Annotated in this window: 22 protein-coding genes; 7 read left to right on the plus strand and 15 right to left on the minus strand. The window is 65.8% G+C overall.

Annotated features, from left to right (window positions below; all coding sequences use genetic code 11):
* The first annotated feature begins 99 nt into the window (after window positions 1-99).
* Entirely contained in the window at window positions 100-1,011 is a 912-nt protein-coding gene (locus ACFSX5_RS09180; protein ID WP_386833011.1) for a LysR substrate-binding domain-containing protein, read from the plus strand.
* 161 nt (window positions 1,012-1,172) lie between these two features.
* Here ACFSX5_RS09180 and ACFSX5_RS09185 read toward each other — a convergent pair whose 3' ends face one another.
* A complete protein-coding gene (locus ACFSX5_RS09185) occupies window positions 1,173-1,379 on the minus strand; it encodes a hypothetical protein (protein ID WP_386833012.1) in 207 nt (68 codons plus the stop codon).
* Window positions 1,380-1,517: 138 nt separating this feature from the next.
* On the opposite strand from ACFSX5_RS09185, the gene ACFSX5_RS09190 reads away from it, so the two are divergent.
* Window positions 1,518-1,778, plus strand: coding sequence for a hypothetical protein (locus ACFSX5_RS09190; protein ID WP_386833014.1), 261 nt, complete (start codon window positions 1,518-1,520; stop codon window positions 1,776-1,778).
* Between the two features lie 69 nt (window positions 1,779-1,847).
* Here ACFSX5_RS09190 and ACFSX5_RS09195 read toward each other — a convergent pair whose 3' ends face one another.
* Window positions 1,848-2,054, minus strand: a complete 207-nt coding sequence (locus ACFSX5_RS09195; protein ID WP_386833015.1) for a hypothetical protein — start codon at window positions 2,052-2,054, stop codon at window positions 1,848-1,850.
* 77 nt (window positions 2,055-2,131) lie between these two features.
* Between ACFSX5_RS09195 and ACFSX5_RS09200 the strand changes: the two genes are divergently transcribed.
* Window positions 2,132-2,590 (plus strand): DUF1810 domain-containing protein, encoded by a 459-nt coding sequence (locus tag ACFSX5_RS09200; protein WP_386833016.1) that lies wholly within the window; start codon window positions 2,132-2,134, stop codon window positions 2,588-2,590.
* A gap of 72 nt (window positions 2,591-2,662) precedes the next feature.
* On the plus strand, window positions 2,663-3,046 hold the full coding sequence (locus tag ACFSX5_RS09205) for a hypothetical protein (RefSeq protein WP_386833017.1): 384 nt from the start codon (window positions 2,663-2,665) through the stop codon (window positions 3,044-3,046).
* 7 nt (window positions 3,047-3,053) lie between these two features.
* Here the strand turns inward: ACFSX5_RS09205 and fdhD are convergent, their stop codons facing one another.
* A complete protein-coding gene (fdhD, locus tag ACFSX5_RS09210; protein ID WP_386833018.1) occupies window positions 3,054-3,854 on the minus strand; it encodes a formate dehydrogenase accessory sulfurtransferase FdhD in 801 nt (266 codons plus the stop codon).
* A complete protein-coding gene (locus ACFSX5_RS09215) occupies window positions 3,854-6,157 on the minus strand; it encodes an FdhF/YdeP family oxidoreductase (RefSeq protein WP_386833020.1) in 2,304 nt (767 codons plus the stop codon). The genes fdhD and ACFSX5_RS09215 overlap by 1 nt, the downstream gene beginning before the upstream one ends.
* 183 nt (window positions 6,158-6,340) lie before the next feature.
* Between ACFSX5_RS09215 and ACFSX5_RS09220 the strand changes: the two genes are divergently transcribed.
* Window positions 6,341-8,746 carry a methyl-accepting chemotaxis protein gene (locus ACFSX5_RS09220; protein WP_386833022.1) on the plus strand — a complete coding sequence of 802 codons (2,406 nt, stop codon included), beginning with the start codon at window positions 6,341-6,343 and terminating at the stop codon, window positions 8,744-8,746.
* Between the two features lie 88 nt (window positions 8,747-8,834).
* Here the strand turns inward: ACFSX5_RS09220 and ACFSX5_RS09225 are convergent, their stop codons facing one another.
* The 11 genes from ACFSX5_RS09225 to ACFSX5_RS09275 form a co-directional block, all read right to left on the minus strand.
* A complete protein-coding gene (locus ACFSX5_RS09225) occupies window positions 8,835-9,392 on the minus strand; it encodes a DUF308 domain-containing protein (protein WP_386833023.1) in 558 nt (185 codons plus the stop codon).
* A gap of 67 nt (window positions 9,393-9,459) precedes the next feature.
* On the minus strand, window positions 9,460-10,035 hold the full coding sequence (locus tag ACFSX5_RS09230) for a TetR/AcrR family transcriptional regulator (protein ID WP_386833024.1): 576 nt from the start codon (window positions 10,033-10,035) through the stop codon (window positions 9,460-9,462).
* 167 nt (window positions 10,036-10,202) lie between these two features.
* Window positions 10,203-10,562 (minus strand): DUF2200 domain-containing protein, encoded by a 360-nt coding sequence (locus ACFSX5_RS09235; RefSeq protein ID WP_386833025.1) that lies wholly within the window; start codon window positions 10,560-10,562, stop codon window positions 10,203-10,205.
* 135 nt (window positions 10,563-10,697) lie between these two features.
* Window positions 10,698-12,428: a hypothetical protein gene (locus ACFSX5_RS09240; RefSeq protein WP_386833026.1), complete on the minus strand. Its 1,731-nt coding sequence runs from the start codon at window positions 12,426-12,428 to the stop codon at window positions 10,698-10,700.
* A gap of 24 nt (window positions 12,429-12,452) precedes the next feature.
* Window positions 12,453-13,655, minus strand: coding sequence for an IS256 family transposase (locus ACFSX5_RS09245; protein ID WP_386833027.1), 1,203 nt, complete (start codon window positions 13,653-13,655; stop codon window positions 12,453-12,455).
* Between the two features lie 82 nt (window positions 13,656-13,737).
* On the minus strand, window positions 13,738-14,349 hold the full coding sequence (locus ACFSX5_RS09250) for an Ig-like domain-containing protein (protein ID WP_386833029.1): 612 nt from the start codon (window positions 14,347-14,349) through the stop codon (window positions 13,738-13,740).
* Between the two features lie 225 nt (window positions 14,350-14,574).
* Entirely contained in the window at window positions 14,575-14,997 is a 423-nt protein-coding gene (tsaE, locus tag ACFSX5_RS09255; RefSeq protein WP_386833031.1) for a tRNA (adenosine(37)-N6)-threonylcarbamoyltransferase complex ATPase subunit type 1 TsaE, read from the minus strand.
* Window positions 14,994-17,447: a sensor histidine kinase gene (locus ACFSX5_RS09260; protein ID WP_386833033.1), complete on the minus strand. Its 2,454-nt coding sequence runs from the start codon at window positions 17,445-17,447 to the stop codon at window positions 14,994-14,996. Before ACFSX5_RS09260 ends, tsaE begins: the two co-directional genes overlap by 4 nt.
* Before the next feature lie 507 nt (window positions 17,448-17,954).
* A complete protein-coding gene (gene ahcY / locus ACFSX5_RS09265; RefSeq protein ID WP_386833035.1) occupies window positions 17,955-19,355 on the minus strand; it encodes an adenosylhomocysteinase in 1,401 nt (466 codons plus the stop codon).
* Window positions 19,356-19,567: 212 nt separating this feature from the next.
* Complete coding sequence (locus ACFSX5_RS09270) at window positions 19,568-20,506, minus strand: IS110 family transposase (RefSeq protein WP_386831039.1); 939 nt, start codon at window positions 20,504-20,506, stop codon at window positions 19,568-19,570.
* Window positions 20,507-20,740: 234 nt separating this feature from the next.
* A complete protein-coding gene (locus tag ACFSX5_RS09275; RefSeq protein WP_386833037.1) occupies window positions 20,741-21,250 on the minus strand; it encodes a DUF2937 family protein in 510 nt (169 codons plus the stop codon).
* Between the two features lie 103 nt (window positions 21,251-21,353).
* Here ACFSX5_RS09275 and ACFSX5_RS09280 point away from each other — a divergent pair, with 103 nt between their 5' ends.
* Window positions 21,354-22,586 carry an efflux RND transporter periplasmic adaptor subunit gene (locus tag ACFSX5_RS09280; RefSeq protein ID WP_386833039.1) on the plus strand — a complete coding sequence of 411 codons (1,233 nt, stop codon included), beginning with the start codon at window positions 21,354-21,356 and terminating at the stop codon, window positions 22,584-22,586.
* The gene (locus ACFSX5_RS09285; RefSeq protein ID WP_386833040.1) at window positions 22,583-25,711 is read left to right on the plus strand and encodes an efflux RND transporter permease subunit; all 3,129 of its coding nucleotides are present in this window, start codon (window positions 22,583-22,585) and stop codon (window positions 25,709-25,711) included. The genes ACFSX5_RS09280 and ACFSX5_RS09285 overlap by 4 nt, the downstream gene beginning before the upstream one ends.
* Window positions 25,712-25,745: the final 34 nt, after the last annotated feature.

Here is a 25,745-nt window from a genome sequence, read left to right on the forward strand (position 1 = left end):
CTCCTTCGGCAGCGGTTGCGGGTTGGTATGTCGCTAATCTGCCGTGCTGACCACGCTGCCGCAATGGACAAGGTCTGGGCTGGAGTTTAGAAAATCTCCATGAGCAACCCGTTTCCCATTCCGCTGAATGCGCTGAGGGCCATCGAGATCGTCGCCCGGCGTGGCGCCCTCGCACCGGCGGCGGAGGAACTGGGGGTCACGGTGGGCGCGGTGAGCCAGCACCTGCGGCGCGCCGAGGAGCGGCTGGGGGTGGAGCTGTTCGACCGCACCCCCGCCGGACTGAAGCCGCGTCCGGCACTGCTCGCGGTGCTGCCGCAACTGAGCGCCGGCTTCACGCAGTTGCAGGATGGACTGGCGGGCCTCACCGGCCGCGACGATGCGGTGCTGAACCTGACGGTGGGCAGCGTCTTTGCTTCGCGCTGGCTGATCTGGCGGATCAACAAGTTCACCGCCCGCCATCCGGGCATGGAAGTCCGGCTTAACGTGACCGGCGCCATGCTCGACCTCAGTCGCGCCGACCTCGACTGCGGCATCCGCTTCGGCGCCGGGCAGTGGCCGGGGATTCGGACGACATTGATCGGCGGACAGGCCTTCCAGCCGGTCTGCGCCCCGCCGGTGGCGCGGCTGCTGAAGGCACCCGCCGAGCTGCGGCATGTGCCGGTGATCCGCGACGAAACGACGATGCTGGACTGGTCGCTGTGGTTGGAGCGGGCGGGGCTGCCGCGCGATTTCGAGCTAAAGGGGCCGGTATTTTCCGATCCCTCGCTCGCCTTCGATGCCGCCATTTCCGAGCAGGGCGTGTTGCTGGCGGCCGACATGATGAGCGCCGACGCGGTCAGCGACGGAAGGCTGGTGCGGCCGTTCAACCTGCCGGTTATGGGGCGCAACGGCTATTGGCTGGCGACGGCCGAGGGGCGGCGGGAATCCCGGAAAGTGCGGGCCTTCCGGGAGTGGCTGGCGGACGAGGTGCCGGCGAGTGTGGAAGGGTATGTGGCGCAGGCGCGGGGCTAGCGAGATGGCTCGTGGGTGGAGAGGCCCCTCACCCTGACCCTCTCCCCGGAGGGGCGAGGGGACGATGGGTGATGGGGCGGTGCCCAACACATGCACGGAGCATACGGCTCCTGCGTCCCCTCGCCCCCTTGGGGAGAGGGCCAGGGTGAGGGGCTTTCCGCCTAATGGTTCGTCCGGCCGCGGCGGTTGGGGTTGATGCTGCCATCGGCTTCGGTGTCGTTCATCACGTCGCCTTCGATGGTGTTCTCGCCCTCTTCGTCCTGGAACACGGCGTCCTGCTGGTCGATGCCCTGGGTGGTCTGGCCGATACCGGGATTGCGCTTGAGGTCGAGATCGTTGGGGTGGCGGGTCTTTGGCTGGTTGCTCATGAAAACGTCCTCCTTGCGGATGTGGAGGGCCAACCGGCGAAGACGGGAACGCGTTCCCGTCCTGCCGATCACATTGGGGCAACCTGTGCGGCATGGGCTCCGTTTGCTCCACGGAGAGGGCTCAACAGGAGATCCACAATGGTTCAGCAGAGCAATCACGAGACCCGCGGCACCGAAAAGACCACTCAGGGCCCGCGCACCCGCGAGCACCAGAAGGCTATGTTCGAAGGGCGCGAGAAGCAGCAGGGCGTCGATGTCGACCCGCACCAGAAGTCGCTCGACGAGGCCCGCAAGGATATCGAGCAGCCGGCGGGGGAATACGATCTGTCGAGCGGCGACCGCTCCATCCAGCGCGGCGCCAATCAGGAAAGCGAACACCACAAGCGGCGCGACGACTGAGTGCCGGCAAAGCACGGGCCCATGCGGAGGTTATCGCATGGGCCCGGTGTTCTGGACGGGGAGGCCGCCTCAGAGGCTGTCGGGATGGTCGGCCGGCGGCTCGTCGCGGTCAGGAAACGGCGTCTGTCCCGGCGGGAAGGTCGGGTTCTTTCCGGGGCTGTCCGGCTCGACCGGTACAGTCTGCCCGTCCGGGTCCGAGGGTGACGGGCCCATGGGCGGCACCGGGCCCGGACCGGTATCGTCGGCGGGGTCGGGGTGAATGGATGGCATCTGCATGGGGTTTCTCTCCTTTGCCGGAGCAACCGCCGGCGCCCGAAGGGGTTCCCCGTTTCGGCCGGTCACAGGAGAAGGTGATGAGCGAACGCGATGAAGCCGCGCTGGCGGCGCTGTTTCTCGAGGCGCAGAACCAGGTCTATCCCGACGTGCTGGCGGAACTGCGCGCCGGCCGCAAGCGCACCCACTGGATGTGGTTCGTGTTCCCGCAACTGGCGGGGCTCGGGCAAAGCGAGATGGCGCGGCGCTATGCGCTCGGGAGCGTTGCCGAGGCGCGCAACTACTTCACTCATGCGGTGCTGGCGGCGCGTCTGGTGGAATGCACCGAGGCAGTGCTGCTGCATGCGCCCGCCAGCGCCGCTCCGCGATCGCTGAACGAGATTTTCGGCTCGCCCGACGACCTGAAGTTCCACTCCTCGATGACCCTGTTCCACCGCGCCGCACCCGAGGCGGGGGTGTTCGAGCGGGCTCTGCAGTCGTTTTTCGGCGGCAACGAGGACGAGAGAACATTGGGGCTGTTGCGGACGTCGGCGGGCTAGCGCGTCTGCGGCAGGGCGATGTTCGGTTTCCGGAGCAAGCGGGACAAGGCGGTCGAGCAGGCCGAGCTATACTTGCGCTCGACATTCGCGGACCTCACCGGAGCCAAGGGCGAGCCGCTGCCCGCACGGACCTTTGCCGATCCCTATGTGGTAGGATTTCTGCAGGTGCTGACCAAGCATGCCGTGGCGACCGTCTACCGGTTCCGCATGCCCGACGCGGCGGCACTCACTGCGATCATGGCGGAGGCGCTGGACCGCATGGCGTTCGGCTATGGCGGAGCGGCACGCAGCGCCATCATCCAGCACGGCAGCCCCACAGGTGAACTGCACCCTCAATATCTGCGCGGGCGCGAAGACGGGGTCGAGCATGTTCGCACGCTCTTCACCCACGACGGCATAGCCCGGAACGGGCCGCACCGGATGTTCCGGGACTACGTGAAGCGGCACTATCTCTGAGCGGCGGCTAGCAGCCGGCGATGCGGCCCGGGTGAGAGAAGATCTCGAACCCATCGTCCCGCGCCACACCCACCAGGGTGATTCCGGCGCTCTCGGCCGCCTCGATGGCGCGGTTGGTGGGCACCGAGATGGCGGCGATGATCGGGAATGCCGCCAGCGCTGCCTTCTGGATCAGGTCGATGGACACGCGGCTGGTCAGCAGCAGCACGCCCGGCGGGGTGCCGGTGGTCGCCATTGCACCGATCAGCTTGTCGAGCGCGTTGTGGCGGCCGACATCCTCGCGCACCAGCCGATGCCCCTGTTCCGGATGCCAGAGGGCGGCGGCATGCACGCCGCGGGTTGAGGCATTCAGCACCTGCAGCGCGCGGAGGTCCGCGACCGCCTGGCGCAGGGCAGCGGCCTGCACGCGAAGCGAGGATCGGACCGGCGGAAGATCGCGCATTGCCTGTTCGAGGCTCTCGATGCCGCAGAGGCCGCATCCGGTGGGGCCGACCATCTGCCGACGGCGGGCAAGCATTCGCTGCGCCTTGGCGGGGCTGATCCAGTGCCGTATCTCGATGCCCTGCTGGTGCGCGACGACTTCGCTGCGCTCGACGTCGGCGGAGCTGTCGACGATTGCTTCGCTGATGAGATAGCCGACGCCGAAATCCTCGAGATCGGCGGGTGTCGCCATCATTACGGCGAGCGTGGTGCCGTTGCAGACGATCGCCACCGGTTGCTCCTCCGGCACCGCGCGCTGGTGTAGCTCGGCCTGCTCGCGGACGCGGAGCGGGCGGACATCGTGAAGGACAGGGAAAGCCGTTTCCATCACACGATCCCCGGCTCGGGCTTCAGCATGCGCACCGGCACCGATTTCGCCGCCGGGGTGAAGCTGCGCTCGGCATGCTGGTAGAGCGGGATCAGCGCGTTGGCTTCGGGATAATAGGCGCCGACACAGCCGGCGGGAATGTCGTAGGGCACAACCTTGAAGCCCTGCATGCGGCGGTCGACGTGGTCGTCGGCGACTGTCTGCATACCGACCTCTTGGCCCTCCTTGAGCCCGAGCCGGTCGATGTCGCCCTGGTTCATCAGCACCACCATGCGGGTGCCTTCGATGCCGCGGAAGCGGTCGCGATACCCGTAGACCGTGGTGTTGAACTGGTCGTTGCTCCTGAGCGTGATCAGGCGCAGCACCTTGTCGTCGGTGCCCGGATCGAAGCTCGCATGCAGCGCCTGTGGGACCTTGAAGTTGGCCTTGCCGTTCTCGGTCTTCCACACCCGCTCGCGGGCCGGCAGGGGCTTGGGGAAGCCGCCGGGCTCATGGATGCGACGATTGAAGCCGCCGAACTTGTCGGGCCAGGTCCCTTCGATGGCGTCCCGCACCTTGCCGTAGTCGCCCACCCAGCCGTCCCAGTCGACGGTGGACTCGCCCGGCACCGTGGCCTTGGCCAGTTCGGCGACGATCCAGGGTTCGGAGCGCAGATGCTCGCTTGCCGGCTCCTGCATGCCGCGCGACTTGTGAAAGACGCTGGTGGAATCCTCCATGGTCACCAACTGCTCGCCGCTCGCCTGCCGGTCGATCTCGATGCGGCCGAGACAGGGCAGGAGGTAGGCGACATCGCCGCAGAACAGGTGCGAGCGGTTGAGCTTGGTGGCGATCTGGACGGTCAGCCGCATGCGCGGCCAGTTGGCCTCCATCACGTCGCGATCCGGGATGGCGCGGAGGAAATTGCCGCCGAGCCCGACAAAGGCATCGACTTCGCCGGCGACGATCGCCTCGCAGGCTTCCACGGTGTTGAGCCCCTTCTCGCGCGGCGGCTCGAAGCCGAACTGTTCGGCAAGGCGGTCGAGCGGCACCAGTTCCGGCCTTTCGGCGATGCCCACGGTGCGCTGACCCTGCACGTTGGAATGGCCGCGCACCGGGCAGATGCCGGCGCCGGGCTTGCCGATATTGCCGCGCAGCAGCAGGAGATTGGTCAGCATCTGCACGGTGTCGATGCCGAGCTTGTGCTGGGTGAGACCCATGCCATAGACGCCGATCACGCTCGGCGACTTGGCATAGATGCCGGCCACGACCTCGAGATCGCCGCGGGAGACGCCGCTTTCCTGCTCGATGTCCGGCCAGGCCTGTGCGCGAACATAGGCATCGAACTCGGCAAGCCCTGCGGTATGCTGGGCAATGAAGGCGGTATCGAGCACCCGTGGTGCGCCCTGTGCCTGCGCTTCGTCGTCGAGCGCGACCAGCGCCTTGGCGATCCCCACCATCACGGCAATGTCGCCGCCGGCGCGCACCTGGTGGTAGAGCGTGCTGATCCGCGTCTCGTTCGGGGTCAGCATCTGCACCGGGTTCTGCGGATCAACGAACCGCACGAGCCCGCGCTCCTTCAGCGGATTGAAGGTGATGATGGTTGCGCCGCGCTCCACCGCATCCTTGAGCTGGTGCAGCATGCGCGGACTGTTGGAGCCCACATTCTGGCCGAAGAACAAAAGGGTGCTGACCTGGTCGAAATCTTCCAGCCGCACCGTACCGACAGCTTGCCCGATGGTTTCCGGCAGCGCCACCGAGGTGGTCTCGTGGCACATGTTGGAGCTGTCGGGCAGGTTGTTGTTGCCGTAGATGCGGGCGAACAACTGGTACATGTACGAAGTTTCGAGCGAAGCCCGCCCGGAGGTGTAGAACACCGCGCGTTTGGGGTCGCGGCTGCGGATGGCGGCGAGCTCGCGGCCGATTTCGGCCATGGCCTCGGACCAATCCACCGCTTCGTAGCGGTCGGTCTCGGGATTGTAGCGCAAGGGCTGCGTCAGCCGGCCCTGGTTTTCGAGGTCATGGTCGGTCCAGGTGCGCAGCTCCGTCAGCGTGTGGCGGGTGAAGAACTCGGGCGTGGTGCGCTTGCCGGTCAGCTCGAAGAAGGTGGCCTTGGCGCCGTTCTCGCAGAACTCGGCAGCGTGCGGCGGCTCGGGCTTGGCCCAGGCGCAACTGACGCACATGAAGCCGTCCTGCTTGTTCTGCTTGGGCAGGAGGGGAGCCGCGCGCACCGCGTCCTGCTTGAGCATGTGGCGCGTCACCGACTTCATCGAGCCCCAGCCGCCGGCCGGTCCGGAATACTCTTCGATTTTTTCCTTGCGCGCCATGCGGTCCTCCCTCGCTAAGGGCTGAATGCGACCCCAGGGCTTCCGTTCCACTTCGCCGGGCGTGACACGCCGGGCCGACAGCGGGATTTGGTTCCATGACGGCGGGCGGAAACGTCCGCATGCTTAAGCGGGCCTTAAAGGATCGGTGGTAGCTTGGGGCCAACTCTGTCCTGGACTACCCTCATGATCCCCCGCTTCCGTCGCGCCAACTCCTCCGGCGTGACCAGACTCTCCGTCCGATCCCTCCTTCTCAGCCTTGCCATCGTTCCACTCGCCGCCCTGGTCGCCCTCGCCGGGTTCCAGGCGGCCATCGTGATCGGCCAATATCGCAACCTGGAACGCGCCCAATTGGTGCAACAGCTCGCCGCGGCCGGTGCGGCGCTGGCGCAGGCCCTGCCGGCCGAACTCACGGGTCAGCCCGGTGATATGGCGGCGCTTCGCGCCGTAACGGATTCCCTGTTCGACGCGGTCGCCGAGGCGCACCAGCAGATCGTTGCCGCCGGCATCGTCAACGAATCCATCAATGCCGAGGCAGCCTTCATCCGCGAGGGCGAAGCCAAGCTCGCCAGCTTCCGTGCCGACACCGACCGCGGCGTAGCAGACCCCGACGCTGCCCTTCCCGTGCTGCAGCCCATTTCGGCCGCGGGCATCGGGCTCGTTTCCGCCGCCGCCGGGGAGGTGCAAGATCTTGAACTCTCGCGCTTCATGCAGGGGCTCTACGCCCTGATGCAGACCAGCGACGCCGGCATGATGGAAGTCAATATCGGGCTCAGCTACCTCGCCGAAGGGCAGTTGCCGACCTCGATGTTCGGCTTCGCGCTGCACTCGCGCGACCTGCGCCAGGGCCATGCTTCGGCACTGAACTTCCTGCCGGCGGATGTGCTCGCGCCTTACCGGGCGTTCCTCAGCGGTCCGCACGAGCAGACGCTCGAAACGGTGCGCGCCGGGCTTTATGCCAACGCTCCGAACGCGACCGCACAGGCGGTAACCCCCGTGGCCTGGACCGAGGCGGCCAACCAGCGCATGGGCACAATGACGGCATCGATCGACCGGGCTATGGCCGGTCTCGACGCACTGGCCAAGAGCCGCATGGCTACGCTCGGCGGCACTGTGCTGCAACTGGCGGCGATCGTCGCCGTGCTGGTGGCGCTGGTGGGTGGCATGTGCTTCTTTGCCATCCGCAGCATTTCGCGGGCGCTTCGGAGCATCTCCGGCCGCATGGCGAGCCTTGCCGAAGGCGACGTCACCAGCCCCATCCCGTTCGGCGAGCGCCGCGACGAGATCGGCGACATGGCCCGGGCGGTGGAAGTGTTCCGCCAGAACCGCGAGCAGGTCGAACGGCTCGACAGCGACCGCGAGGCCGCCCGCCGGCTCGAAGCCGACGAGCAGGCGCTGCGCAACGACCTGCAGACCGAGGTGGGTCGGGTCGTCGCGGCCGCCGTCGCCGGGGATTTCACCGCCCGCATCGGCCAGACCTACGGCAAGGCCGAGCTCGACGAGATGGCCGCCTCGGTCAACCACCTGATGGAAACGGTCGACAGCGGCATCACCGAGACCGCTGAGGTGCTCTCGGCTATCGCCCATGCCGACCTGACCCGACGCATGCAGGGCCAGTATCGTGGCGCCTTCGAGCGCCTCAAGACCGACACCAATCTGCTGGCCGACAAGTACAGCGACATCGTCGCCCAATTGCGATCGGCATCGGCCGGGCTCAAGACCGCCACCGGCGAGATCCTCGCCGGCGCCAATGATCTCAGCGAGCGCACCACACGGCAGGCGGCGGCGATCGAGGAGACCTCGGCGGCCATGGAGCAGCTTTCCGGCACCGTCACCGACAATGCCCAGAAAATCGACCAGGCCGCGACCCGCACCCGCCTGGCGGCACAGCTCGCCAACGAGGGCGGGCAGGTGATGACCGATGCCAATCACGCCATGGAGCGGATCACCGCCTCCTCCGGCAAGATCAGCAACATCATCGGGTTGATCGACGACATCGCCTTCCAGACCAACCTGCTCGCGCTCAACGCTTCGGTCGAGGCGGCGCGCGCGGGTGAAGCCGGCAAGGGTTTTGCCGTGGTGGCCGTGGAAGTGCGGCGCCTGGCGCAGTCCGCCGCGCAGGCCTCCGCCGAGGTCAAGCAACTGATCGAGCAGAGCGCCCAGGAGGTGAATGGCGGCACCAGACTCGTGTCGCTCGCTGCCGAGAAGCTGCAGGCGATCCTGCAGACGGTGGAGGAAAACAACGAGCTGATGAAGGCGGTTGCCAGTGCCAGCGGCGAGCAGACCGCCGCCATCGCCGAAGTGTCGACCGCCGTGCGCCAGATGGACGAGATGACCCAGCACAACGCCGCGCTGGTGGAAGAAACCAACGCCGCGCTCGAGCAGACCGAGGCTCAGGCCGAAGGGCTCGACCGCATCGTGTCGATCTTCCGCGTGGAGGGCCGTGCCGCGGCTCCGAAGGCGGAAGTGCTGAAGGAAGCTCCCGCGGCCCGCGGCATCAAGGGCCTGCAGGAGAAGGTAAAGGGCGCTGCGCGCGCCTATCTCAGCCGCGGCAACGCGGCGCTCAAGGACGAGGACTGGAACGAGTTCTGACGGCTGCCCAACCGCGGTCGAGCTTTGAACGGCAGGCCTTGGTGCCTGCCGTTCTCCTGTTGCGAGGCGGGTTTCCGAGCAAGCCGGATCATGCCGCTGATTGCTGTTGCGAGCGCCCGCGCAGCGCCAGCGATATGCCCGAGATTGCGAAATAGAGGGCACCGAACCCAGCATAGCCCGCAATCGTGGGCAGCACCGCCGGTACAGCCTGCTGTGCCTGAACGATGAAGAAGGCGCCAGCCAGTGCCGACTGTGCCCCGCTGAGGACCATCGCCCATTGTGCGCCGGCAACCCGCCAGCGGCGCAGAGCGGTGCTCAACTGCAGGATCCCTGACAGAATCGCCCATGCGCCGAACACCGCCAACACGCTGCCGAGTCCCACCGGCAGCGTTGCCGCGACCGCCAGAGTGGTCGCCAGGCTGACGGCGAGGTTGATGGTCTGGGTGCGGTTTCGCCCGAAGCCGCCATTGCGGGAGGCGTCGGCGGCGTTCGCCACCGCATCCCAAAGCGGATAGATCAACAACAGCGCAGCACCGAGGCCGGCGTGCTGTTGGCCAAGGCTCAGAGCCAGGCCGACCCACAGCACAGAAAAGCTGGCGCGGGAGAAATAGTAGCGCGCCAGCCAGCGCTCGTCAGAGGTCTTCATGAAATGGGCCTTTCTATCTACTAGTTGGTAGGGTGTGGGAGATGAATGTGCAACTCGCTGGTTGGATTCAGGCAGAAAGCCGCTGGAGCACGGGCGCAGTGACGAGTTCGAACAGTTTGGGATCGTTGTTCACCCGAGCGGAGAGCATGCCGCCATGCACCACTGCCATGAAGCTTTCGGCTTCCACCTGGGGGGCATGCTGGATCTGCAATACGCCTGAGGCGCTGCCGCGCTCGAATGCCGAGGCCAGCCATGCCGACAAGGTGGCGAAGTGTAGACGCACCTCGCTCGCAACCGGATCGGGCAAAATGGGCAGTTCGCTTGCCAGCAAGGCGCAGATGCAGAACGGAGCGCTCGCATCGGCGAGGCACTGTTCCCAGTAGCCGGTATAGCGGGTCAACTGATCACGCGGGTCGCTGGCGCTCCGTTCAAGCGCGGCAAAACCTGCCTGCGCATCCTCCCGGTACTGCTTGACCAGAGTGCGGACCAGATCGACCTTGCTGGGAAAGTGATGGTGGATGCTCGCCTTGCGGATCCCGACCACGGCCGCGATGTCGGCATAGCTGAAGCCATTGTAGCCCCCCTTGATGATGAGGGAGCGGGCGCAATCGATGATCTCGTCGGCAGTGGTGGTGGTGCTCATGTGCTCTCCCTACCTTCTGGTAGGTAGAGAGTCAAGGGCCACAAGTGCCGGTCAGGAAGACGGAGCCGATGCAGACTAGCCTTCGGTCTGTACCTCGGTCTGAACGAGTTCTGACGGTTGGCAGACCCGAGTGAGAACGAAAGCGGCAGGATCGCGCCTGCCGTTCGCTATTTCGCCGTCTCGGGTTGCTGGCGCAGGATCTTTTCCATCGCCTTGCCCTTGGCGAGCTCGTCGATCAGCTTGTCGAGGTATCGGATCTCACGCATCAGTGGCTCCTCGATCTGTTCCACCCGAACGCCGCAGATCACTCCGGTGATCGACGACCGCGCCGGGTTGAGCCGCGGCGCCTGGGCAAAGAAGGTCTCGAAGCTCGCACCGAACTGCGCCTCCAGCTGTTGCTGGTCATAGCCGGTGAGCCAGCGGATGATGGTGTCCACCTCTTCCTTGCTCCGGCCTTTGCGCTCCGCCTTGGCGACATAATGCGGATAAACGCTGCCGAAGCTCGTTGCGTAGATGCGGTGGGCCATGGGCGTGTCCTGTCGCCGGATGTGCTGGTCCGACCCTAGTCCCCTCGCGCCGCTTCGGAAAGCTCATGCTCGGCACCAGGGCCACAATGGAGTCGCGTCCCGGAGCAGCCCCGTTTCGCGCGCAGAGGCTCACCATCAATGTGGGGCGTAGGTCGCAGTGTAGGAGCCTGAGGTGGCACTGAACAGGCCGTACTCGACCCCTTTGATCTGTTCGGCGGTGAAAGGGACCGCCGCCTCCCCGCGGCGGAGTTCAACCAGCTGCGCATTGTTGAAATTGAACGGCAGCATGCCCACCAACATTTCCCCCGTTCGGGCGTCCGCGTGAACGTCGAACGACAAAACGTCGTCTTCCCATTTCGTGTTGTCGAAGCCTGATGCGTTGCGCCCGTCGGTCCAGTCCAGCATTTGCTGCACGGAAACCATGGGGACGTTCTTCTCCACTGCCAGATTCATGAGTTGAAGATCGAAATCATTGTGGAAGTCGACGTGAGTCCCGAAGGCCCCGTAATATCCTTCCGGCCCGAGCGCTCTGTCGATCAACGTCTCCACCGGCGAAAAGGCAGTGCCGAAAACTTCATCCACCAGATGGGTCTCCTGCTGGTAGACGTCGATCAAACGCCCTTCCCGGTCGGCGAAGCGCATTGGCAGGCCGGAACCGGTCATGAAACCGGATCGGTTGGCGATCCATGTGCCGGGCCAGTAATAGTAGTTCAGGTCATAGCGAATGCCCCATCCCCGTTCGATGCGAGGGTGGCTCGCGTAGTCACTCCAGACGATGCAATGCAGCCGGCTTCCTTGCTGCCGGGGCAGGTCCGGATATTTCAGTGCGAAGCTATGCAGATCTTCAAAGAATGCCCGCGCAAGTGAATCCTCTGACCAGTTGTGACAATGGGTGTTTGGGTGAGACCCGATGTCGAAGCCCTGCGCGATGAACTCGGCCGCTTGCTGGTTGGTCAGGTCTGAGGAGGCATAAATCCAGGAGGTAGCACGCGCACAGTCCCAGTTCGCGACATCGCACCCCTCCGGGCCAAGAGCGAGGAGTCGCTGAAAGAACCGCTCGGTGCCATCGCGGGTGCCATGGTCGTCAGCCGCCATCACCAGGACGGCCTTGGCGCCCTTGGGGAAGTACCAGAACCTGGGCAGCGGCGCGGTGTCTCGCGTCAAATGCAGGATCACGTTGGACAACAGGCGCATCTGCTCGTCGGCTTGAGGAATGGCGACCTTGTCCAGGTCCACGAAGTCCGCCTGGGTATTCGAACCGGCATCGCCGAAGAACAGGTCGTTTGGGCGTATGGGCTCGGCTTCATCCCGCTCCTGCCCCTCCCATGCCGGGTTGCCCTGGCGGGTCAACGCCACCGACAAAGCCAGGTCGAACAGGAACACAGCGATGTCCCCGCCCGATGTTCCGACCGGCCTTAGCGTGACTGCGGGAGCGCGGGCGGGGGTAACGGCGTCGTGGTAGAGACCAGCAAGAGATCTGGTCTCCCCCGTGGTCACTGCGATATCGGCTTCACCATGGAACTGGATGGTCTCGGCCACCAGCCCTTGTCCAGGCGGACCAGAAGTATCGATCTGCAGGTAGCCACCGCTGATTGTTAGGCCCGATGACCTCAGTCCGGCCATTGCGGAGAGACTTTCACCGGGCCTCATCGCGATCAGATTGCCGCCGTTCTCCAGCCAGTCCCGGATGATTGCGAGATGTCCTGGGTTCAGGTCTCCGCCAGTCAAGATCGCCACCGCATGCGAAGACAATTCTTCGCGTGTCAGATCTTCGATATTGGCGTGTGAGAAACCCGTAAATCCTTCGGCCCGCAGGATCTCTGGATCGTGTCCCTCGGCGTGGTGTAACTGAGGCAGGGCCTCCACGCATATCCGGCTTGGCCGGGTTGGTCAGCGTGCGGGGACTGCCGGCAGGCTGACGAGGGGATCATCGCTCAACGGGGCGACGGATTCCAGCGTCATGTATCTGGCGCGCTGCACAGCCCACTCATCGTTCTGCTCGAGCAGGATGGCGCCAACGAGCCGGACGATGGCATCCTCGTTGGGGAAGATGCCCACTACCTCGGTCCGGCGCTTCACCTCGCCATTCACCCGTTCTATCGTGTTGTTTGAGTGAAGCTTGGCCCGATGCTCCTTGGGGAAGCTCATGTAGGCAAGGACGTCGTGCTCGGCCTCGTCCATGATGGTGGCGAGCTTGGGCACGCGAGGGCGGATCTGGTCGGCAACGGCTCGCCATTGGGTGCTGGCCGCCTCCGGCGTCTCCTGAGCGAAGGCCGTGGCGATGAAGGCGCTAGCTACGCGACGGCCGCTCTTGCCGGCATGGGCAAGGACGTTGCGCATGAAGTGGACTCGGCAGCGTTGCCAGGTGGCGCAAAGCACCTTGGTGACGGCCGCCTTGATGCCCTCATGGGCATCGGAGATCACCAGCTTCACGCCTCGCAGGCCACGACGGGTCAGCTTGCGGAGGAACTCGGTCCAGATCGCCTCGGCCTCCGAGGTGCCGATCTCCATGCCCAGCACCTCGCGCCGGCCATCGGCATTGACGCCAACCGCCATGATGGCAGCGACCGAGACGATGCGGCCACCCCGACGTACCTTGAGGTAAGTGGCGTCGATCCACAGGTAGGGCCAATCGCCCTCAATCGGCCGCTCGAGGAAGGCCTTCACCCGGCCATCGATCTCCTCGCACAGCCGGCTGACCTGGCTCTTGGAGATGCCACTCATGCCCATGGCTTTGACCAGGTCGTCCACCGAACGGGTCGAGATGCCCTGGATGTAGGCCTCCTGGATCACCGCGGTCAGAGCCTTCTCGGCCAATCGCCGAGGTTCCAGAAAGCCCGGGAAGTAGCTGCCCTTACGCAGCTTGGGGATGCGCAGCTCGACCGTGCCGGCCCGCGTCTCCCAATCTCGATCGCGGTAGCCATTGCGCTGGACCCGCCGCTCAGCGCTCTTCTCGCCATAGCCAGCGCCGGTGGCGGCACCAACTTCCATCTCCATCAGCCGTTCGGCAGCGAAGCCAATCATCTCGCGCAGAATATCGGCGTCGGGGGTCTTCTCTACGAGCGTGCGCAGGTTCATCATCGTGTCGGTCATCGGTGGTCCTTCAGGTGCAGGGTTGGGGTGAGCAACCAGACCTTACCGGAAATCCGTCGATGACCACCCAGCCGCTCGCTCGCTACGGCGCTCGTAATGGCGCGCTCGCGAGCGGCTTGACCACCTCAGTTACACCACGTCCCGGGACACGACCGATCTCTGCATAGTAGTCGCCGAATTTGCCTGCCTCGGAACTGATTACCAGGATGGGGCCGATGCTCTCCGGCCACGGGTCTGGTTCCGATACGGTGAATTCCCATTCAACGGCCTCGCCATCGCCAATGCGAGCTTCGGCCCTGTATTTGCCGGGAGCGAGTTCCGTGACCGGCGCCAGCATCGCCGCTGTTTCAGTGCTGTGAACCTCGAAAGCCCCTATGATGCGGTCGCCCTGGGCGTTCCAAAGACGCAAGCTGACAACGTCGAACACGGTGGGGAAGGCATGGTTGAAGCTGACCTGAACCCTTGCGCCTGGAGAAACGCCGGCGGCGTTCGCAACCGGACTGACCGCCGTGATCCGAGGTGGCTCCTGATCGGAAGACTTGATCCAGAACGCGGCAATCAGCGCAACCAGGCCCAGAACCAAGACAAGCACAACCAGCGCGGTCGTCTTGGCCCTGCCGCTGAGCTTGCGTTTGACTGTGACCTTCCCCTGTTCGATGAGTTCCTCCTCACGGAAGCGCCAGTCAGTGCGCAATCAGACGTCGACTGTTTGGTTCCATGAGTGCGTGGCGAGTAGTAAAACTATAGAGGCGTAACTGCCATCAATGATCGGCAAATCTCACGCAGCAGACTGACGCCGCAGAACTGTAAACTGCTGAAGATGTTCGCTTCTCGTACAGACCAACGAGACTGGCCATTCTGGGATGCGGATGATTAGGAGCCGGTCCCGGCCGCTCGCTGGGGAGAATTGGCGAGCCGCTTACCGCTCGATCCTGACCGTCCGTCCTACCCCATCTTCCGGGATGTCGAGAGTGACCGTGACTGTTGCGGCCTCCGCTATGGCGGGGGCGCGGCTGGGCCATTCGACGAGGATGATGGCATCGGGGGTGTCGAGCAGGCCGAGTTCGTCGGCTTCGCTGGCGTCGGCAAGGCGGTAGAGGTCGGCGTGGAGCACCGGTCCGCGCGGGGTGTCGTAGGGCTGCACCAGCGCAAAGCTGGGGGAGGGTACGTCGAGCGCGGGATCGGTGGCGAGGCTGCGGATGATGGCGCGGGCCAGCGCCGACTTGCCCGCACCGAGATCGCCATTGAGGGCGACGATGTCGCCCGGCGTCAGCGTGGTGGCGAGTTCGGCGCCGAGCCGGTCGGTATCCTCCGGCGCCGGCAGAAACCGCTGCTCGCTCATTCGGCGATGCCGGCCATGGCGCTGTCGCGCGGCAGGTTGACGATGATGCGCGAGCCGCGCGGTTCACGCTTTTCCGCCGCGATGGTGCCGCCGTGGAGGTTGACGAAGGTGCGCACGATCGAGAGGCCCAGGCCCGCGCCGCGCTGGCGCCCGCCGGCACTGGGGGTGTCGAGCCGGGTCAGGATCGCCGACTTCATCTCGTCGGTGAGCCCCGGCCCCTCGTCCTCGATCACGAACAGCATGCGCTCGCCGCGATTGGAGACGGTGAGCCGGATCTCCCCGCCCGGCGGCGAGAAGCGGGCGGCGTTGGACAGGAGGTTGTAGAGCACCTGGACGATGCGGGTGCCGTCGGCGACGAAAGCCGGAAGGTCTGGCTCGATATCGACCACGAGGTTGATCGGCGCCTCGCCCGACACTTCCGGGAAGGTGGCGGAGAGGCCCGCCTTGGCCTTGTCGACGAGGCTGGCGACGTCCAGCGTTTCCGGGCGAAGTTCGGCAATGCCGGCATCGACCGAAGCAAGGTCCAGAATGTTGTCGATCAGCACGCCAAGGGTAACGGAAGACGCCCGGATGTAGTCGATATATTCCCGCTGGCGTGCATTGAGCGTGCCGCCTTCGGTGCCGGCGAGCAGGTCGGCGAAGCCGATGATGTTGGTGAGCGGCGAGCGCAGCTCATAGGAAACGTTCTCGACAAAGGCGTCCTTGAGCCGGTCGGCCGCCACCAGCGCGTCGTTGCGCTCCTTGAGCACCTTGGAATAGCTGGCACTTTCGGTGACATCGAGAAAGGTCATCATGGTCTGCCCGTCCGGCAGGCGCGTGATGGCATAGTCGAGCAGCCGCCCGTCGGAGCGGTTGATGCGCCCGGTCTGGTCGGAGCGGGTGGGGTTGAGATCGACGATGGCGCGCTTGAGGTCGCGCCAGATCGAGGCGCCGTCCTCGGGGATTGCCCGGGCAGCGGCTTCGGCGATCTGGTCGATATGCGGGTTGAGACCTAGCTCGTTGGTGGGCAGCTTCCACAGCGCCGACAGGCGCGGATTGCTCAGCGTCAGCCGGCCATTGGTGCCGAACACCGCCACGGCCTCGGACAGGGCGTTGATGGTTTCGCGCTGAACGTTGCTGAAGGTCTTGTTGGTGGATTCGAGCTTCAGCCGCTCGGTGATGTCCTCGAACACATAAACGACGCCGCCTTCCGGCCCGGCCGGGGCGGTGATGACCTTGATGGTGCGTCCGTCCGGCAGGTGCCAGGGCTCGGCCTCGAACGGCGCCTTGCGCGAGTAGGATTCGAGGTGCTTGGCGCGCCAGGTCTGGTAGTCGACCTGGTTGGGCAGCATGCCCTCGGTGCGCAGCTTGTCGAGAATGGCGCGCTCGTCGAGCCCGGGGGTGAGGAAGCGCTTGTCGAGGTTCCACAGCGCCGCATAGGCCTGGTTGAACTGCGTCAGCTCGCGGCGGGGGTTGAAAATGGCGATGGGGGTGGCCAGGGCATCGATGATGCCGCCGATATGGGCGTAACCGGTCGGGGCCGCTGGCGCCGCAGCTTCGGCGGCGAGCGGGAAGAAACAGCCGGCGCGGCCTTCGCCGACCGGGAATTCCACCAGCTCGTAGCGGCCCTTGCCCGGAAAGGTGACGGTGGCGCTGACCGGCTGGTCGCTGGCCTTGCAGGCCTCGAGATGCTGCCTGAGGGCCGTGGGATCGAGCAGTTCCGGCGCTGCCCCGGCCGGGGCGCTGCGGCCGAGGGTCTTCGCCAGGTCGCGATAGGCGGCATTGGCATAGATCAGCCGGTCGTCAGCGTCGCGGGCGAAGGCCGGCTTGCCGAGCGCTGCGAGCATGGAGCGCACGATCGCCAGCGCGTCGTCGGCACCGGCTTCGCTCCGTGCCGGCTGCAGGTAGGCGGGGCGCAGGCGCATGGCGACGCCCCCGCCCAGCACCCAGCCATTGGCGCGGATCAGCCGGCCATCGAGCGCGGTAACGCCCGTATCGAAGGAATGGCCGTCCATCCGCAGGGCCGCCAGCACCTGCGTCAGCCGGTCGGCCTCGGCCGGCGGCAGCCAGGTGTCGAAATTCAGCACCGCTTCCGGATGTCGGCCTGGCGGCAGGATGGCGCTGGCCTGCCCGAGCAGGCGCGGTTCGGCGCCCTGTTCGGTCCACAGGATGGTGACTTCGCGGGTGCCCGAGAGCAGCGCCTCGTATTCGTCGACCAGGGCACGGAGGCCGGCGATGCGTTCGGCGTCGCGCCGGCGGGCGATGCGGCCGTCGCGGATGATGCCGCGGACGACGACGGTGGCGATCAGCGCAAAGCCCCCCGCACCGAGTGCGATGGCGATGGGCGCCGCGCCCACCAGATTTGCGGAAGCAAAACCCTGTGCCGAGGCGGGGATCGCCGTCATCAGGGTGAGCGGGGCGGCACCCAGCGGTGCGAATCCCCAATGCTTCCGGAGCCTGCCCGGCGCCATGACTGCCTCTGTAACCGTTTCACGCTAGTGATGGCCGGCCCGCAAGAGCCGGTACGCCTCAACTTGAAAGAGGGCTGATACGCGCAATCCCGTGGGGAAAGCGGCCCCCGACGCGGCCAGCGTGTCCCCCCGCGGCCGAATCATCAAAACCATAGCGAGGCGCTGAATCGGCTAACAGAGTCTTAATGGCTGTTGATCGCGGGCAAAGGACCGAAAAGGGTGCTTGACCGAGAACGAAGCAGAAACGGCAGGGGTGGGGGTTTTGTGGACTCAGTGGCCGCGACCTCGTGGTTCGACAGGCTCACCATGAGGTCTATGAGAGATCGGGCGCGCGCCTGGGCCCGATCAGCCCAATTCTCACCGCCGGTACTGCAGACTCATAGATCTCATCCTGAGCTTGTCGAAGGACGAGGTCGCGGTCACCGACGCCCCAACGGCCTCCCGCCATGAAATGAAAACGCCCTCTCCGGCTGGAGAGGGCGCAGTTCGTGGCTCGGGGGCGGTCGCTCAGTACCGGTATTCGCTCGACTTGAACGGGCCCTCGGTGGACACGCCGATATAGTCCGCCTGGTCCTTGGTGAGCTTGGTCAGCTTGGCGCCGAGCTTGGCGAGGTGCAGTTCGGCGACCTTTTCGTCGAGGTGCTTGGGCAGCACGTGCACCTTCTTTTCGAGCTTGTCGCCATTGGTCCAGAGCTCGATCTGGGCCAGCGTCTGGTTGGAGAACGAAGCGGACATCACGAAGCTCGGGTGGCCGGTGGCGTTGCCGAGGTTCACCAGGCGGCCCTCGGAGAGCACGATCAGGCGGTTGCCGTCGGGCTTCTCGACCAGGTCGACCTGCGGCTTGACGTTGGTCCACTTGAAGTTGCGCAGCGCCGCAATCTGGATCTCGTTGTCGAAGTGGCCGATGTTGCAGACGATCGCCATGTCCTTGAGCTTGCGCATGTCGTCGAGGGTGAGAACGTCACGGTTGCCGGTGGCGGTGACGACGATGTCGGCGCGCGGGGCGGCCTCCTCGAGGGTGACGACCTCATAGCCTTCCATGGCCGCCTGCAGGGCGCAGATCGGGTCGACTTCGGTGACCAGCACGCGGGCGCCGGCGCCACGCAGCGACTCGGCCGAGCCCTTGCCCACGTCGCCATAACCGCAAACGATCGCGACCTTGCCGGCCAGCATCACGTCGGTGCCGCGCCGGATGGCGTCGACCAGCGATTCACGGGTGCCGTACTTGTTGTCGAACTTCGACTTGGTGACGGAGTCGTTGACGTTGATGGCGGGGAACGGCAGCTCGCCCTTCTGCTGCAGCTGGTAGAGCCGCATCACGCCCGTGGTGGTTTCCTCCGACACGCCGCGGATGGCGGCCCGGATGGTCGAGAAGAAGTTCGGGTGGGTGGCGAGGCGCTTGCGGATGGTAGCGAAGAAGATTTCCTCTTCCTCGTTGCCCGGCTTGTCGAGGATGGAGATGTCCTGTTCGGCCTTGGCGCCGGTCAGGATGTACATGGTGGCATCGCCACCATCGTCGAGGATCAGGTTCGGGGTCTGCCCATTGCCCCAGTCCATCATCCGGTCGGTGAAGGCCCAGTATTCTTCGAGCGTCTCGCCCTTGTGCGCGAACACCGGAATGCCGGCGGCGGCAATGGCGGCAGCGGCGTGGTCCTGGGTCGAGAAGATGTTGCACGACACCCAGCGCACCTCGGCCCCGAGCGACACCAACGTCTCGATCAGCACGGCGGTCTGGATGGTCATGTGGAGCGAGCCGGCGATGCGCGCACCCTTGAGCGGCTGGGCGGCGGCATATTCCTCGCGGATGGCCATCAGGCCGGGCATCTCGATCTGGGCGATCTCGATTTCCTTGCGGCCATAGGCGGCAAGCGAGATGTCCTTGACCGCATAATCGGTGAAGGTGGTCATGAGGCAGGGGCTCCGGGCGTTTTTGCTGTTGCCGCACCTATACGCGAAGCCTGCCAATGCGGCAACGGGACATAAAGGGATGTTTATATGTAGATGGAGCGGTCAGGCGCGTCACTCCCATAGACCTCATGGTGAGCCTGTCGAACCACGAGGTCGGTAACACCGTGCCCGCGACCTCGTCCTTCGACGGGCTCAGGATGAGCAACCATTAGCTATGGGGTCCAGGGTTGGCCTCGTTGCAGAACGGTGTTGGCGAAGATGACGAGTTTTCGAGCGCAGGCGACAAGGGCGAGCTTGTGGGGTTTGCCAGCGGCAGTAAGGCGGGCATAGAGCGCCATGAGTTGGCGGTTCCATCGATAGGCGGCAGGCAGGGCCGCGGCGTAGAGGGCCTGCCGGGGGCGGGCACGGCCGCCGGCGATGTGGCGCCGCCCGTGATGCTTGCCGCTGTCGTGGTCGAACGGTGCCAACCCGATCAGGGCAGCGGCCTGTTCACGGCTGATGCTGCCCAGTTCCGGCATGGCGATCAGCAAGGCCAAGGCGGTCGGTATGCCGATGCCGGGGACGGAGAGCAGCAGATCGAGCCGCCGCCCGAGAGCCTTGTCGGCCCGCACCGCCCGTTCCAGCCGGCGCCGTTCGTCGCGCAGGCGGGCCTTGAGTGCGGCAATGTCAGCGGCAACCAGGCTGGCAAGACGGGTATCGTGCAGATGCTCGAGCCGGGTCTTGAGCCGGGCGATGTCCTGGACCAGCTGGTCGATGAAGACCAGATGCTCGTGCAAGCCGGCCAGTGTCGGATCGGCAGCCGCCCTGTCCATCCCGAACAGGACGGTGAAGGCAGCAATCACCCGGGCATCCAGCCGGTCGTTCTTGGCGCGCTGCAACCGCATGCGGGCAAACAGGCGTACCTGCAGCGGCTGGTGCAGGATCACCTTGAACCCGGCCTCCCGCAAAGCCGCGACCACGCCACGTTCGTAGCCGCCGCTGGCTTCGATGCCGACCCGATCGACACCGGCCTTGAGCAACCACTCCGCCGCCGCTTGCCATCCGGCCGCGTCATTGTTCACCCGCAGCCATCCCTCGCCGGGCGTCACCGCCAGATCAAGAGCTGCCTTGCCGGTATCGATCCCGGCCACAAATGTGCTAGAATGGCTCATCTTCCTCGTCCCGTCCTTGCAATGCGAACCCTGGGTTCAATCAACCATGCGGGCCCGATGAAGACTGACGGCAACGATCCCGCTCATCCTCAGACAAAGGTGCACACCACCAGTCTGGGTCTACCTCGATCCGATGCCGCCGCCGCGGCCTGGTGTCGAACAGGCCGCGGCACCCCCACATTCGCACATCCCGCTAATACAAGGTCTATGATGCGCCAAGTTTGCGCCAAGCCACTAAGCCCGCCGCCCGAGGGGATACCTGCGCCTGAACGGCAGGGTGCAGGTGCGCACCAGCGCCGACATTACGAGATAGCCGAGCAGGAACCCGGCCCCGGCATAGAGAATGCCCTCCACCGTCACCGGCACGGCCGGCTTGTAGGCGGCGAGGGTGCGCTGGCCGATATCGCTGTCGAGATAGGCTGGCAGGTTCTGGAAGCGCTCCACCGGTCCGGCACTTTCGATGCGCGCCAGGGTGGTGCTGAGCTGTTCGTAACGCTGGAAGGTGGCGGTCATCGAGTGCCCGCGTCCGGCGAGGAAGTCGTCATTGGAGGCGTTGTAGCGCTGGAGCGCTGCTTGCCGGTCGAGACCGCCCGCGGCGGCATCGCGGTCGAATGCCTGGGTGACGGCAGCGAGTTCGTCGACCGCCCCGCCCAGGCGCTGCGTGTATTGCTGGGCATATTCGGGGAACTGGCTGAGCACCAGCGCCAAGGCGATTCCGCCGATGCTCGCTACCATCCGCCGCATGCCCGCCTCCATTTTTGCTCAATGTGGTGGCGACGTGCGGGATTGCGCAAGGCCGATGCTGACCTTAGGTCTTCCGAACTTGCCGACCAGAGGGAAAAAACACATGGCCACCGCCCCTTCCGACAAGCCCGAATGGGCAAAGACGCGTCGTGAACGGGAGCGGGAGGCGTTGGCTGCTGCCGGCCTGACCCGCCGCCGGCGCTGGCCGTGGATCCTGCTGGTGCTGGTGATCCTCGCCGCGGTGGCCGCAGCGGTTTTCTTCATGGGGCAGGGGCAGCAGCCTGCGGCGCCCGAGGCACCGGCCGAGGAGCAGCCGGCGGAAACCCCGACGGTCATGCAGTTGCGTCAGGACGAGGTGCTGACGGTCGAGCCGCAGCGGCTCGAGAACCTTGTGCGCATCACCGGTTCGATCGCCCCCGTGCGCCAGACCCAGGTATCGTCCGAGGTGAACGGGCAGATCTCCGAGGTGCTGGTGCGCGCCGGCGACCGGGTCGAAGAAGGCGACGTGCTGGTGCAGGTGGACATCAGCAACCTCGAACTGCAGCTCAACCAGGCCCGGGCCACGGCCGAAGCCACGCGGGCGCAATTGTCCACCGCCGAAAACGAGCTGGCGCGCACGCAGGACCTGATTTCGCGCGGGCTGGCCCCCAGCTCCGGCCTCGAACAGGCGCAGGGCACGGTCAACCAGTTGCGCGCCAGCCTCGTGGCCCTGGAGCAGCAGGTGGCAGGAGCCGAAAACGCCCTGGCCAATGCCACCGTTACGGCGCCGCTCACCGGCATCGTTTCGGTGCGGGCGGTGGAGCCCGGCCAGACCGTTGCCGCCGGCACGCCGCTGGTCACCGTGGTCGACCTGTCGAGTGTCGAGGTCGTGGCTGCCGCCCCGGTGGGCACGGCAGCGCAGATCGAGCGGGGCCAGACCGTGCGCATCACTGTCGAGGGGCTCGCCGGCCGCACCTTTGAAGGCGAGGTCGACCGGATCAACCCGGTGGCGCAGGAAGGCACGCGCACCATCCCCGTCTATGTGGCGCTCGACAACACCGATGGCCTGCTGCGCGGCGGCATGTTCGTCACCGGCAACATCGTGGTGGACGCCGTCGAACAAGCCATTGCGGTTCCGGCTGCTGCCATCCGCGAGGACGCGGAAGGGCCTTATGTGCTCAAGCTCGAAGGCGAGGCCGTGGTGCGCCAGCCGGTGGAAGCGGGTGAGGTCTGGAGCACCAACCGGCTCACCGAGATCCGCTCGGGCCTGGTCGCCGGTGACGTGATCGTCTCCGCCGTGCTGCCGCAGCTGGTGCCCGGCACCCAGATCCAGATGCTCATGGAGCGCGGCCGATGATCCTCACCCGCATCAGCGTCAATCATCCGGTCTTCGCCACCATGGTCATGGTGGCGCTGCTGGTGTTCGGCATCTACTCCTACCAGCGCCTGCCGATCGAACAGTTGCCCGACATCGACCTGCCGGTGGTGGCAGTGGTGACGAGCTATCCCGGCGCCTCGCCCGAAGCGGTCGAGAACGACATCGTCGAGCCGATCGAGAACGCGGTGAACACCATCAGCGGCATCGACACCATCCAGTCGATCGCCCAGATGGGCCAAGCCATGGTGATCATCCTGTTCGACATGGATGTGCAGTCCTCGGCCGCGGCGCAGGACGTGCGCGACCGCCTGGCGCAGATCGAAGGCGTGCTGCCCGACAATGCCGGCGACCCGCAGATCCTCCGCTTCGACCCTTCCGAACTGCCGGTGGTGTCGCTGGCGGTGAGTTCGGACACCATGAGCGCACGGGACCTCACCGCGCTCACAGAGGATGTCATCGTCAGTCGCCTGTCGATCATCCCCGGCGTGGGCCGCGCCACGGTCGTGGGCGGCGTGCCGCGCCAGCTCAACGTCCTGATCGACCCTGATCGCCTCAACGCCTTCAATGTCGGTGTCGGCGAGGTGACGCAGGCTCTGCGTGCCGAGAACCAGAATCTCGCCGCCGGCTCGATCACCGAAGGCGCTGCCGTGCAGTCGATCCAGGTCGAGGGCCGGGTTGAGGACGCCGCGGACTTTCTCGACCTGATCGTCGCCCGCCGCGGTGGCCAGCCGGTGCGGCTCGGCGACGTCGCCACCATCGAGCAGGGCCAGGCGGACGCAACGAGCCTTGCCATCCTCAACGGCCAGCGGGCGCTCGCCATCGACGTGGTCAAGACGCAGGGCGCCAACACGGTGCAGGTGGCCGAGGAGGTGCGCGAGGCGATCGCCGAGCTCAACGAGCGCGACATGCCCGAGGGCGTGCGTCTCGAGATCGTCCGCGACAATGCGGTGCCGGTGGAACAGAGCTTCCATGCGGTGCAGAACATGCTGGTCGAGGGCGCCATCCTCGCCGTCGTCATCGTGTTCCTGTTCCTCAATTCCTGGCGCTCGACGGTGATCACCGGCCTGACGCTGCCGATCTCGATCATCGGCACCATGACGGTGCTCTACTTCCTCGGCTTCACCCTCAACATGATGACGCTGATGGCACTGTCGCTCGCCGTCGGCATCCTGATCGACGATGCCATCGTGGTGCGCGAGAACATCATGCGGCACCTGCATATGGGCAAGCACCACCGGCAGGCCGCACTCGACGGCACCAACGAGATCGGCCTGGCGGTGCTAGCGACCACGCTGTCGATCGTCGCCGTGTTCCTGCCCGTCGCCTTCATGGAAGGCATTCTCGGCCGCTTCTTCCTCCAGTTCGGCGTCACCGTGTCCGTCGCCGTGCTGATCTCGCTGTTCGTGGCCTTCACGCTCGACCCGATGCTCTCGAGCGTCTGGTACGACCCCGCCGCTAACCCCAACGCCAAGCGCGGCCCGCTGGGGCGGGCGGTGGCGCAGTTCGATCGCTTCTTCGGCTGGCTCTCCGAGCGTTACCGGGGTCTGCTGCGCTGGTGCCTCCGGCACCGCAAGTCCACCGTGGGCGTAGCGCTTGCCGCCTTTGTCGGCAGCTTCATGCTGTTCCCGCTGGTGGGCGTCGAGTTCGTACCGCCGGCCGATACCGGCGAGTTCCAGGTGGATGTGGAGACCCCCATCGGCTCCTCGCTCGAACATACCGCGAGCAAAGTCCGGCAGGTGGATGCGACGCTGAGGCAGTTCCCCGAAGTGCTCGGCACCTATGCCACGCTCAATGCCGGCACCACCTCGGGCGACAATCGCGCCACCATCCTCGTCACCATGGTTCCGCAGAGCGAACGCGAGCGGACGCCGACCCAGATGACCGATCCGGTGCGCGAGGCGCTCCGGGCCATTCCCGGTGCCGAGTTCAACGTCGGCGCAGCCGGCGGGCTCGGCACCGTGGCCGCACCCATCCAGGTCAGCCTCTATGGCGATGATTTCCGCGTGCTCGACCGCCTGTCCGACGACCTCGTGGCGCGGTTCAGCCAGATCGAAGGGCTGCAGGAGGTCGAGACCAGTCTCGACAACCCGCAGCCGGTGCTGGGCGTGCGGGTCGACCGCGATGCGGCCAGCGACCTCGGGGTCAGCCTGCAGCAGATCGGCGCCAGCCTCAGCCCCATGCTGGGTGGCGAGGAGGTGACCGAGTGGACCAACCCGCAGGGCGAAAATTTCGGCGTGGTGGTTCGCCTGCCGGAGGAGGCCCGCGACAATGTCGCCGTGCTGGGCGCCCTGCCGATCGCCCAGAGCGGTGCCACCGGCTCGAGCGCGGTGATCCGGCTCGACCAGGTGGCGGAGATCGTGCAGTCCGAGGGTCCGGGTGAAATCCAGCGCCTCGACCTTGCCCGACAGGTGACCGTCAGCGCCAATCTGGCGAGCGGCGCCCAACTCGGCGCCGTGGCCCCGCTGGTGCAGGAGGCCATCGACGCCCTTGATCTGCCGGCCGGTTATCGCGCCTCGCAGGGCGGTGAAGCGGAACAGCTGGAAGAAACCTTCGGCGCCGCAGGCTCGGCCCTGCTGCTGGCGGTGATCTTCATTTACCTGGTGCTGGCCTCGCAGTTCGGCAGCTTCCTGCAGCCGGTCGCGATCATGATCTCGCTGCCGCTGGCGCTGATCGGCGTGATGGTGGGCCTGCTGGTGGGTGGGTCCACCCTCAACATGTTCTCGGCCATCGGCTTCATCATGCTGATGGGCCTGGTGGTGAAGAATGCGATCCTGCTCGTCGACAATGCCAACCAGCGTCGCCGCGAGGGGCTCAACCTCTATGACGCGCTGGTCGAGGCGGGTGCCACCCGCTTCCGGCCGATCGTGATGACGACGCTCGCCATGATCTTCGGCATGCTGCCGCTGGCGCTGAGCCTGCATGAAGGGTCGGGGCAGAACGCGCCGATGGCGCATGCGGTCATCGGCGGGCTGATCAGTTCGTCGCTGCTGACGCTGGTCGTGGTGCCGGTGATCCTGACCTATATCGAAGGCTTCACCCGCCGCACCCGCCGCTTCCTGCCCAAGGCACCGGACGATGTCCATGCCGAGGCACCGGCGGAGTAGGAGCGCACAACCCCTCACCCGTCTGGCGCTGCGC

This window comes from Devosia albogilva, assembly GCF_042685625.1.
GTDB lineage: Bacteria > Pseudomonadota > Alphaproteobacteria > Rhizobiales > Devosiaceae > Devosia > Devosia albogilva.

Bases quoted from the DNA above. Each gene is read 5' to 3' on its own strand.
- ACFSX5_RS09180 (WP_386833011.1), top strand. From the start codon at position 100: ATGAGCAACCCGTTTCCCATTCCGCTGAATGCGCTGAGGGCCATCGAG.
- ACFSX5_RS09185 (WP_386833012.1), bottom strand. From the start codon at position 1,379: ATGAGCAACCAGCCAAAGACCCGCCACCCCAACGATCTCGACCTCAAG.
- ACFSX5_RS09190 (WP_386833014.1), top strand. From the start codon at position 1,518: ATGGTTCAGCAGAGCAATCACGAGACCCGCGGCACCGAAAAGACCACT.
- ACFSX5_RS09195 (WP_386833015.1), bottom strand. From the start codon at position 2,054: ATGCAGATGCCATCCATTCACCCCGACCCCGCCGACGATACCGGTCCG.
- ACFSX5_RS09200 (WP_386833016.1), top strand. From the start codon at position 2,132: ATGAGCGAACGCGATGAAGCCGCGCTGGCGGCGCTGTTTCTCGAGGCG.
- fdhD (WP_386833018.1), bottom strand. From the start codon at position 3,854: ATGGAAACGGCTTTCCCTGTCCTTCACGATGTCCGCCCGCTCCGCGTC.
- ACFSX5_RS09215 (WP_386833020.1), bottom strand. From the start codon at position 6,157: ATGGCGCGCAAGGAAAAAATCGAAGAGTATTCCGGACCGGCCGGCGGC.
- ACFSX5_RS09220 (WP_386833022.1), top strand. From the start codon at position 6,341: ATGATCCCCCGCTTCCGTCGCGCCAACTCCTCCGGCGTGACCAGACTC.
- ACFSX5_RS09225 (WP_386833023.1), bottom strand. From the start codon at position 9,392: ATGAAGACCTCTGACGAGCGCTGGCTGGCGCGCTACTATTTCTCCCGC.
- ACFSX5_RS09230 (WP_386833024.1), bottom strand. From the start codon at position 10,035: ATGAGCACCACCACCACTGCCGACGAGATCATCGATTGCGCCCGCTCC.
- ACFSX5_RS09235 (WP_386833025.1), bottom strand. From the start codon at position 10,562: ATGGCCCACCGCATCTACGCAACGAGCTTCGGCAGCGTTTATCCGCAT.
- ACFSX5_RS09245 (WP_386833027.1), bottom strand. From the start codon at position 13,655: ATGACCGACACGATGATGAACCTGCGCACGCTCGTAGAGAAGACCCCC.
- tsaE (WP_386833031.1), bottom strand. From the start codon at position 14,997: ATGAGCGAGCAGCGGTTTCTGCCGGCGCCGGAGGATACCGACCGGCTC.
- ACFSX5_RS09260 (WP_386833033.1), bottom strand. From the start codon at position 17,447: ATGGCGCCGGGCAGGCTCCGGAAGCATTGGGGATTCGCACCGCTGGGT.
- ahcY (WP_386833035.1), bottom strand. From the start codon at position 19,355: ATGACCACCTTCACCGATTATGCGGTCAAGGACATCTCGCTTGCCGCC.
- ACFSX5_RS09270 (WP_386831039.1), bottom strand. From the start codon at position 20,506: ATGAGCCATTCTAGCACATTTGTGGCCGGGATCGATACCGGCAAGGCA.
- ACFSX5_RS09275 (WP_386833037.1), bottom strand. From the start codon at position 21,250: ATGCGGCGGATGGTAGCGAGCATCGGCGGAATCGCCTTGGCGCTGGTG.
- ACFSX5_RS09280 (WP_386833039.1), top strand. From the start codon at position 21,354: ATGGCCACCGCCCCTTCCGACAAGCCCGAATGGGCAAAGACGCGTCGT.
- ACFSX5_RS09285 (WP_386833040.1), top strand. From the start codon at position 22,583: ATGATCCTCACCCGCATCAGCGTCAATCATCCGGTCTTCGCCACCATG.